Annotated in this window: 5 protein-coding genes, 1 tRNA gene and 2 rRNA genes; 4 read left to right on the forward strand and 4 right to left on the reverse strand. The window is 48.8% G+C overall.

The window, feature by feature from the left end; translation table 11 throughout:
• Positions 1 to 3 precede the first annotated feature (3 nt).
• Complete coding sequence (locus L4D19_RS14735; protein WP_428453062.1) at positions 4 to 3,120, forward strand: multidrug efflux RND transporter permease subunit; 3,117 nt, start codon at positions 4 to 6, stop codon at positions 3,118 to 3,120.
• A gap of 129 nt (positions 3,121 to 3,249) precedes the next feature.
• Complete coding sequence (gene ubiK, locus L4D19_RS14740) at positions 3,250 to 3,519, forward strand: ubiquinone biosynthesis accessory factor UbiK (protein WP_428453063.1); 270 nt, start codon at positions 3,250 to 3,252, stop codon at positions 3,517 to 3,519.
• A 78-nt stretch (positions 3,520 to 3,597) separates the two neighbouring features.
• Here the strand turns inward: ubiK and ilvC are convergent, their stop codons facing one another.
• The gene (gene ilvC / locus L4D19_RS14745) at positions 3,598 to 5,082 is read right to left on the reverse strand and encodes a ketol-acid reductoisomerase (protein WP_428453064.1); all 1,485 of its coding nucleotides are present in this window, start codon (positions 5,080 to 5,082) and stop codon (positions 3,598 to 3,600) included.
• A gap of 132 nt (positions 5,083 to 5,214) precedes the next feature.
• Between ilvC and ilvY the strand changes: the two genes are divergently transcribed.
• Positions 5,215 to 6,105, forward strand: a complete 891-nt coding sequence (ilvY, locus tag L4D19_RS14750; RefSeq protein ID WP_428453077.1) for an HTH-type transcriptional activator IlvY — start codon at positions 5,215 to 5,217, stop codon at positions 6,103 to 6,105.
• A 227-nt stretch (positions 6,106 to 6,332) separates the two neighbouring features.
• On the forward strand, positions 6,333 to 7,562 hold the full coding sequence (locus L4D19_RS14755; RefSeq protein WP_428453065.1) for an erythromycin esterase family protein: 1,230 nt from the start codon (positions 6,333 to 6,335) through the stop codon (positions 7,560 to 7,562).
• A 244-nt stretch (positions 7,563 to 7,806) separates the two neighbouring features.
• Here L4D19_RS14755 and L4D19_RS14760 read toward each other — a convergent pair.
• The 3 genes from L4D19_RS14760 to L4D19_RS14770 all read right to left on the reverse strand — a co-directional run.
• A tRNA-Asp gene (locus L4D19_RS14760) sits at positions 7,807 to 7,883 on the reverse strand.
• 42 nt (positions 7,884 to 7,925) lie between these two features.
• Positions 7,926 to 8,041: ribosomal RNA gene (gene rrf, locus L4D19_RS14765) — 5S ribosomal RNA — on the reverse strand.
• 167 nt (positions 8,042 to 8,208) lie between these two features.
• Positions 8,209 to 8,379 (reverse strand): 23S ribosomal RNA (locus L4D19_RS14770); the annotation flags it as partial.

Genomic DNA, 8,379 nt, shown 5'->3' on the forward strand with positions numbered 1-8,379 from the left:
TTAATGCGTTTTACTGATGTTTTTATTAAACGTCCTGTTCTGGCGGTATCAATCAGCTTTCTGATCGCCCTGCTCGGCCTGCAAGCCATCTTCAAGATGCAGGTGCGAGAATACCCAGACATGACCAACACCGTGGTAACGGTGTCAACCAGCTATTACGGGGCCAGTGCCGATCTGATCCAGGGCTTTATCACCCAGCCTCTGGAACAGGCCATTGCACAGGCTGACAATATCGACTTCATGACCTCATCATCGGTGCTGGGTTCGTCCACCATTACGGTGACTATGAAGCTCAATACCGATCCGAATGCGGCGTTGGCGGATATTCTGGCCAAAACCAACTCGGTGCGTTCGCAGTTACCGAAAGAAGCCGAAGACCCGACAGTAACCATGTCGACAGGTTCGACGACGGCGGTAATGTATATCGGCTTTACCAGTGATGAGTTGGCTTCCAGCCAAATCACCGACTACCTGGAGCGCGTGATCAACCCGCAGTTCTTCACGGTAAACGGTGTTTCTAAAGTCGATCTTTACGGCGGGATGAAATATGCCCTGCGTGTCTGGCTGGATCCGGCAAAAATGGCGGCATACAACCTGACGGCAACTGATGTGATGAACGTGTTGAATGCCAACAACTACCAGTCGGCAACCGGTCAGGCTGTCGGTGAGTTTGTCCTGTACAACGGTACGGCAGACACCCAGGTATCCAATACCGACGATCTGGAAAAATTGGTGGTATCAACCAAGGAAGGCCAGGTGATCCGTCTGGGTGACATCGCCAAAGTCACTCTAGAAAAGAGCCATGATGTCTACCGTGCATCGGCAAACGGTGAAGAAGCCGTCGTTGCCGCTATCAACGCCGCACCGAGTGCCAACCCAATCAACATCGCCGCCGATATTCTTGAGCTGTTGCCTGAGCTAAAACGCAACATGCCTGAAAATATCTCAATGAACGTGATGTACGACTCCACCATCGCTATCAATGAGTCAATCAACGAAGTTATCAAGACTATCGCAGAAGCGGCTCTGATCGTATTAGTGGTAATCACCCTGTTCCTAGGGTCGTTCCGTGCCGTTATCATTCCGATCGTGACCATTCCATTGTCTTTGATTGGTGTCGCCATGGTTATGCAGAGCTTCGGTTTCTCCTGGAACCTGATGACCCTGCTGGCAATGGTACTGGCCATCGGCCTGGTTGTTGATGATGCCATCGTTGTACTGGAAAACGTCGATCGTCACCTCAAGCTAGGCGAATCACCGTTTAGGGCTGCAATTATCGGTACCCGTGAAATTGCCGTTCCGGTTATCGCCATGACTCTGACGCTGGGTGCGGTATATGCACCTATCGCGATGATGGGCGGGATCACTGGCTCACTGTTCAAAGAGTTTGCCCTGACCCTGGCCGGCGCGGTATTCGTTTCCGGCATTGTAGCATTGACGCTATCGCCGATGATGTGTTCAAAAATGCTCAAGGCCAATGAGAAGCCGAGCAAATTTGAAACGTCTGTGCATAACTTCCTCGATCGCATGACCAACCGCTACGAGAAAATGCTTGGCGGCGTGATGAATATGCGTCCTGTCGTGATTGTCTTTGCGGTTATCGTATTTGGCTCCTTGCCGATGTTGTTTAAGTTCATCCCAAGTGAACTGGCGCCATCGGAAGATAAGGGCGTATTGATGATGATGGGTACATCACCGTCCAATGCCAACCTCGATTACATCGACAACACCATGGCCAAGGTCAACCAGCTCCTGTCTGAGCAGCCTGAAGTGGCCTATGCCCAGGTATTCTCCGGGGTACCAAGCTCCAACCAGGCCTTTGGTATTGCATCCATGGTGCCTTGGAGTGAGCGTGAGGCAAGCCAGGCAGAAGTTGTTGATCGTGTCACTAACTTAGTTAAGGACATTCCTGAAATGGCTGTCACGGCATTCCAGATGCCGGAACTGCCAGGTGCGGGCTCTGGTCTGCCTATTCAGTTCGTCATCACAACGCCAAACCAGTTCGAAAGCCTGTTCCAGGTTGCTACTGATATCTTGGCCGATGTGAATACCAACCCGATGTTCGTCTATTCCGATCTCGATCTGAACTACGACTCGGCAACGATGAAAATCCATATCGACAAGGATAAAGCCGGCGCTTACGGTGTGACGATGCAGGATATCGGTATTACCCTGAGTACCATGATGGCCGATGGTTATGTTAACCGTATCGACCTCAATGGCCGCTCTTACGAGGTGATCCCTCAGGTTGAACGTAAGTACCGCCTGAACCCTGAATCGATTAAAGGTTACTATGTACGTGCTGCTGACGGTAATGCCATTCCGCTGGGTAGCCTGATCACCATTGATGTCGTTGCAGAACCTCGTTCTCTGCCGCACTTCAATCAGCTGAACTCGGCAACCATTGGTGCGGTTCCTGCGCCAGGTACGGCGATGGGTACGGCGATTGACTGGTTCCAGACAGATGCGGCCAGCCAGCTTCCGTCAGGCTACCAGTATGACTTCATGGGTGAAGCCCGTCAGTTCGTTACCGAAGGCAATGCCCTGTACATGACCTTTGCCTTGGCACTGGCCATTATCTTCCTGGTATTGGCAATCCAGTTCGAATCACTGCGTGATCCGCTGGTTATCCTGGTATCGGTACCGCTGGCTATCTGTGGTGCGTTGATTGCTCTGGCCTGGGGCGCTGCCTCGATGAACATCTATTCACAGGTCGGTCTGATCACCCTGATTGGTTTGATCACCAAGCACGGTATTCTGATCTGTGAGGTTGCCAAAGAAGAGCAGCTTCATCACCAGAAAGATCGCATGGCGGCAGTGATGGAAGCGGCAAAAGTTCGTCTGCGTCCAATCCTGATGACAACAGCTGCGATGATTGCAGGTCTGATCCCATTACTCTATGCAACGGGTGCAGGTGCCGCTCAGCGCTTTAGTATAGGTATTGTTATCGTATCGGGCCTGGCCATCGGTACGCTCTTTACCCTGTTTGTACTGCCGGTGATCTACACCTACCTGGCAAGTATTCACAAGCCGCTACCAATCTTTGTCGAGGACAAGGATCTGGAAAAGCTGAAGCGGGCAGACGAAGCACGCAATGCTTTGAAAGCTCGTGACTGCTAAGCCAATCAGGTAAATAACAAGGCCGCGTTATGCGGCCTTTTTTAATTTATGATTGAACGACGACAACCCGACCATATTTGAATAAAATAACCGCAACAGATTAAAAGCCGTTACGGAGTTAACTCAGCTATGTTTGATCCAAAAAAGCTTGAGCAGGTTGCCAAGCAGATCCACGAGTCAATGCCTCAGCCAGTCAAAGAGCTAGGCAACGATGTAGAACAGAAAGTTCGTCAGGTGATTCAGGCGCAGCTTGGTAAACTAGACGTTGTTAGCCGCGAGGAGTTTGATGTTCAGACTCAGGTTCTTTTGCGCACCCGCCAGAAGCTAACTGAGCTGGAACAGAAAATGGGCGAGCTGGAAACGAAGCTGGCTAACAGCAAGCAAGATAGCGACGCTTAATCCGCTACCCGTATAGAACACGTAGCAAAAAGCCCGGCAATTTGAAGTTTGCCGGGCTTTATATTTATCTAGCTGGAATTAACCACCTACAGCAATGCGCTTCATGTCAGTCATGTAACCGCGTAGTTCCTGTCCAACCCACTCAACCGGGTGACTGCGAACAGCTTCATTCACATCAATCAGTGTCTGGTTATCAACCTGGTTGCTAGTTTCGCCCAGACCTTTACCAATCACATCAGTACCTACCGAAGGCATGAACTTCTCGCGTAGCAATGGAGTGGCAACATTGGCGAACAGGTAGTTACCGTATTCTGCAGTATCGGAAATAACAACATTCATCTCATAAAGGCGCTTACGTGCGATAGTGTTCGCAATCAGCGGCAACTCATGCAGAGATTCATAGTAGGCCGACTCTTCGATAATGCCTGAAGCTGTCATCGCCTCAAAGGCAAGCTCAACACCGGCACGAACCATAGCAACCATCAGGATACCGTTGTCAAAGTACTCCTGTTCCGCAATCTGCAGATCCGAGTCTGGGTAGTTTTCAAAGGCCGTTTCAGCCGTTTCAGCGCGCCAACCCAGTAAGTTTGCATCATCATTGGCCCAGTCAGCCATCATAGTACTAGAGAAGTGACCGGTAATGATGTCATCCATATGCTTGTTGTACAGTGGACGCATTAGCTCTTTCAGTTCTTCAGATAGCTCATAGGCTTTTACTTTGGCCGGGTTAGACAAGCGATCCATCATATGGGTAACACCGCCGAACTTCAGAGCTTCAGTAATCGTTTCCCAACCAAACTGCAGCAACTTACCGGCATAAGCAGGCTCAATACCTTCAGCAATCATCTTCTCGTAGCAAACAATGGAGCCAGCCTGCAACATACCGCAAAGAATAGTTTGCTCACCCATTAGATCTGACTTCACTTCAGCCACAAACGAAGACTCAAGCACACCGGCACGGTGACCGCCTGTTGCCGCAGCCCATGCTTTGGCAATATCCAGGCCCTCACCTTTCGGATCGTTTTCAGGGTGAACAGCAATCAGTGTCGGAACACCAAAGCCACGCTTGTACTCTTCGCGAACTTCGGTACCTGGGCATTTAGGAGCAACCATTACAACAGTCAGATCATCACGAACCTGCATGCCTTCTTCAACAATGTTGAAGCCATGCGAATAACCCAACGCCGCACCTTGCTTCATCAGTGGCATAACTGTTTCAACAACATTTGAGTGCTGTTTGTCTGGCGTTAGATTAACCACAAGATCAGCTTGCGGGATCAGTTTTTCGTAGCTATCGACTTCAAAACCGTTTTCTTTGGCATTCTTATACGACTGGCGCTGCTCATCAATTGCCGCCTGACGTAATGCATAGGCAACATCCAGACCTGAATCTCGCATATTCAGACCTTGGTTCAAGCCCTGCGCACCACAACCAACGATAACCACTTTCTTGCCTTTCAGGAAATCGGCTTCTGTTGCAAACTCAGCACGATCCATAAAACGACAACGGCCTAGCTGATCTAACTGCTGGCGCAGATTTAGGGTATTGAAATAATTAGCCATAACTACAAACTCCGTGAATTCTGTTCCTTGGGTCGACATCTTCCTGTCGAATAACCTGATAGTAGAACAGGTACTTTGTTGCGCAAAGTGATATATTCACAACAACTCATTGCAAAAAGTGCAACATGGACGATGAACATCAAGAACCTGCAATTTTTCCTGCACCTGTGTGATTCAAAAAGCTTTAGTCAGACCGCGCAGGCTATGCATATAAGCCCGTCTGCGCTTAGCCGCATTATCCAGCGACTGGAAGATGATACCGGGCAAACATTATTTATCCGTGACAACCGCAGTGTGGAATTAACCTCTGCCGGAAAAAAACTATTGCCAGTCGCAGCCCAAATTGTGTCTAGCTGGCTAGAACTCAAAACACAGCTCAGCGACCAACAGCAGCAGCTACAGGGAAAGCTCAAACTATTTTGCTCTGTAACAGCAAGCTATAGCCACCTCCCAGCTATTCTCAATGAGTTCCGCCAGCTCTATCCACAAATCGAAATTCAACTCATCACAGGCGATCCTGCTCAGGCAGTTGATAAAGTATTACAGGATGAAGCAGATATCGCCATTACAGCCCTTCCAGAGCAAATGCCAGGCAAGCTTACTTTTATTGAGATTGATAAGGTTAGCCTGTCTGTCATTGCACCGCTAATCGCTCCATCAGGCTTGCAAAAACTTCTCTCGGACACACCAGACTGGGCACATATCCCTTTCATCCTGCCAGAGTCTGGATCGGCGAGGGAAGGTGCTGATAAATGGTTTAAACGAAATAAAATAAAACCAAATATTTATGCCCAGGTTGGCGGCCATGAGGCAATAGTCAGTATGGTAGCGCTGGGTTGTGGTGTGGGTATAGCTCCTGATGTGGTCATTGACAATAGCCCAGTGAAAGACAAAGTTGAACGCCTCAGGTTAGCGCCAATCGCTCCTCTTTGTCTCGGGATTTGTTGCCTGCGCACCCAACTTGACAACCCGCTGATCAAAGCTCTGTGGGATATCGTTACCGATCACCCTACACCTAAATAGGCACCTCTTACTCCAATGTCCAGCCCCTCAATGATTAAACGGTGGCTGTTATCTATCACGAAAGAAAGCGGTGATATCACCGCTTATGTAAACTCCCTTGCTTCTCATCTTTTGAATCCAAACCTCATCGCATTTTTTCGCCTTCACTCACAATTCTCGAAACAGTATTAATTCCCTTTTGATACAAATAGTTAAACATTAATAGGGTGAGTTAAGGATTACGTGTAATGAAAAAACTCAGTTGGCTTTTATTACCCCTGCTGGTTGGGTGTAATTCGTCAGATTCAAATAACAACCTAGGTGTTCACCAACTAGAAAGCACCAACATTGACTATGGCAACTCTGACTTAACCGAGGTTGTCGCGGCCACCAAAGGTTATGACATAGTAGGGTTGGGCGAGATGAGCCACTCCGGCTCCAAAGCGTTCAGCCTGCGGGCGCGAATGATAAAAGCAATGCACCAGGAAAGTAATTTAGATCTGGTTGCAGTTGAAGCCGGTCTCTATGATGGCTTGGCAGCTTGGCAAAATTATCTGACCAAAAAACAAACGCTGTTGGATGCTGTGACAGGCCCAGATGCAAACTACATGTATGTACATCGCCTAAGTTTGGAAATGGCTGCCCTATTTGACTATGTGAATGATGTCGATCAATTGGGAAGCGACCCACTAATCCTCACAGGCTACGATGCACGCATCAACAGCAACCCTGGCTGCAGTGTCATGTTTGACGAGTTGGCGCACTATCTCAGTAGCAATAATCTTCATGTCAGCGACTTTGAAAGTATTAAAAATCTGGCCCCGAAGGCAATGTGCTCTTGGCTCTACCAGAACGACCCATACAACAATCAGGATCACACCAACCTGCTCCCATTGCTTGGGGAATTGCAGGAAGTGATCGCAGCACAAAAGCAACTGGAAACTATACCGCCGTATAATCCAAACCAACCACGTCCGTTCCGTCAATACGCGTCATTTTGGCTACAAATAGCCAAGAGCTTAAAGGCCCACGTTCAGTTTATTCATCATGATTTTGCATACGATATTACCGATGCCCAGTCCGCAGAAAACCTTCGCTGGCTTAAAGAAGAATGGTTCAAAACTCCCGGTCAAATCGTGGTCTTTGCTCACAATATGCACGCAACCCCTTTCTACGGCTCATCTGTAATTGATGCGACACATAATAAGTACCCCGATGTCTCGACCTACAGCGTGCTACAACTTAGCTACACAGGTTACCTCGCAGCAGACACTCCAGATACATCCAAGTGGCATCCAGAGAAAACTGCCTTCAAGCATCCAGATGACTCATTGGAGCACCAACTTTATAGTTTCGGATATCCTGACAGCTTTATCGATCTCAAGTCGCCGATTGGTAACAAATTAAAAGACGTTCCTTCCGGTATAGACAGTATTTTGTTCATCCCGGTAGAAGAGCCAGCTGTACCAAGGTGGTAAAGGATAATGTCGTGGAGACTGCTTATATTGAGAGGAAAAATCCAACGGGACTCGTTCACCCGATGGGCGAGCATATCTTAAAGACGTAAAAAAGCCCAAGCATTTCTGCTTGGGCTTAGTAGAAGTGGCGGAGCGGACGGGACTCAACGCGCACGGCCAGTGCCGCGACCTAGAGGCCGCAGGACTCTTGGGAGCGATATATAACAAAAAAACCCTGCCGTTACCGACAGGGTTTCTTAATAAGTGGCGGAGCGGACGGGACTCGAACCCGCGACCCCCGGCGTGACAGGCCGGTATTCTAACCAACTGAACTACCGCTCCACTCAAATCACCGCACGTTCACTGCGATAATCTAAATTGGAAGCCTGGCGATGTCCTACTCTCACATGGGGAGACCCCACACTACCATCGGCGCTATTACGTTTCACTRCTGAGTTCGGCATGGGATCAGGTGGGTCCATAATGCTATGGTCGCCAAGCAAATTCGTTTATCTTACGTCGYTGACGGAAGATACAATCTTGGAAAGTTAACTAGTYGTTCTCGCGCYTACATTCAAGCGTMTGTGGAGTCCGTGACCTACATGGATGTAGGAAATACTGATAATCGTCTGGAACGATTTCAGTAATAAAACCCCTTGGGTGTTGTATGGTTAAGCCTCACGGGCAATTAGTACAGGTTAGCTCAACGCCTCACAGCGCTTACACACCCTGCCTATCTACGTCGTAGTCTCCAACAACCCTTYAGGATACTTAAAGTATCAGGGATGACTCATCTCAGGGCTCGCTTCCCGCTTAGATGCTTTCAGCGGTTATCGAT

Origin of the sequence: Photobacterium kasasachensis, from assembly GCF_050336885.1 — a bacterium.
Taxonomy (GTDB): domain Bacteria; phylum Pseudomonadota; class Gammaproteobacteria; order Enterobacterales; family Vibrionaceae; genus Photobacterium; species Photobacterium kasasachensis.

Coding starts and splice junctions, on each gene's coding strand:
- ilvC (WP_428453064.1), bottom strand. CDS start 5,082: ATGGCTAATTATTTCAATACCCTAAATCTGCGCCAGCAGTTAGATCAG.
- L4D19_RS14755 (WP_428453065.1), top strand. CDS start 6,333: ATGAAAAAACTCAGTTGGCTTTTATTACCCCTGCTGGTTGGGTGTAAT.
- L4D19_RS14735 (WP_428453062.1), top strand. CDS start 4: ATGCGTTTTACTGATGTTTTTATTAAACGTCCTGTTCTGGCGGTATCA.
- ubiK (WP_428453063.1), top strand. CDS start 3,250: ATGTTTGATCCAAAAAAGCTTGAGCAGGTTGCCAAGCAGATCCACGAG.
- ilvY (WP_428453077.1), top strand. CDS start 5,215: ATGAACATCAAGAACCTGCAATTTTTCCTGCACCTGTGTGATTCAAAA.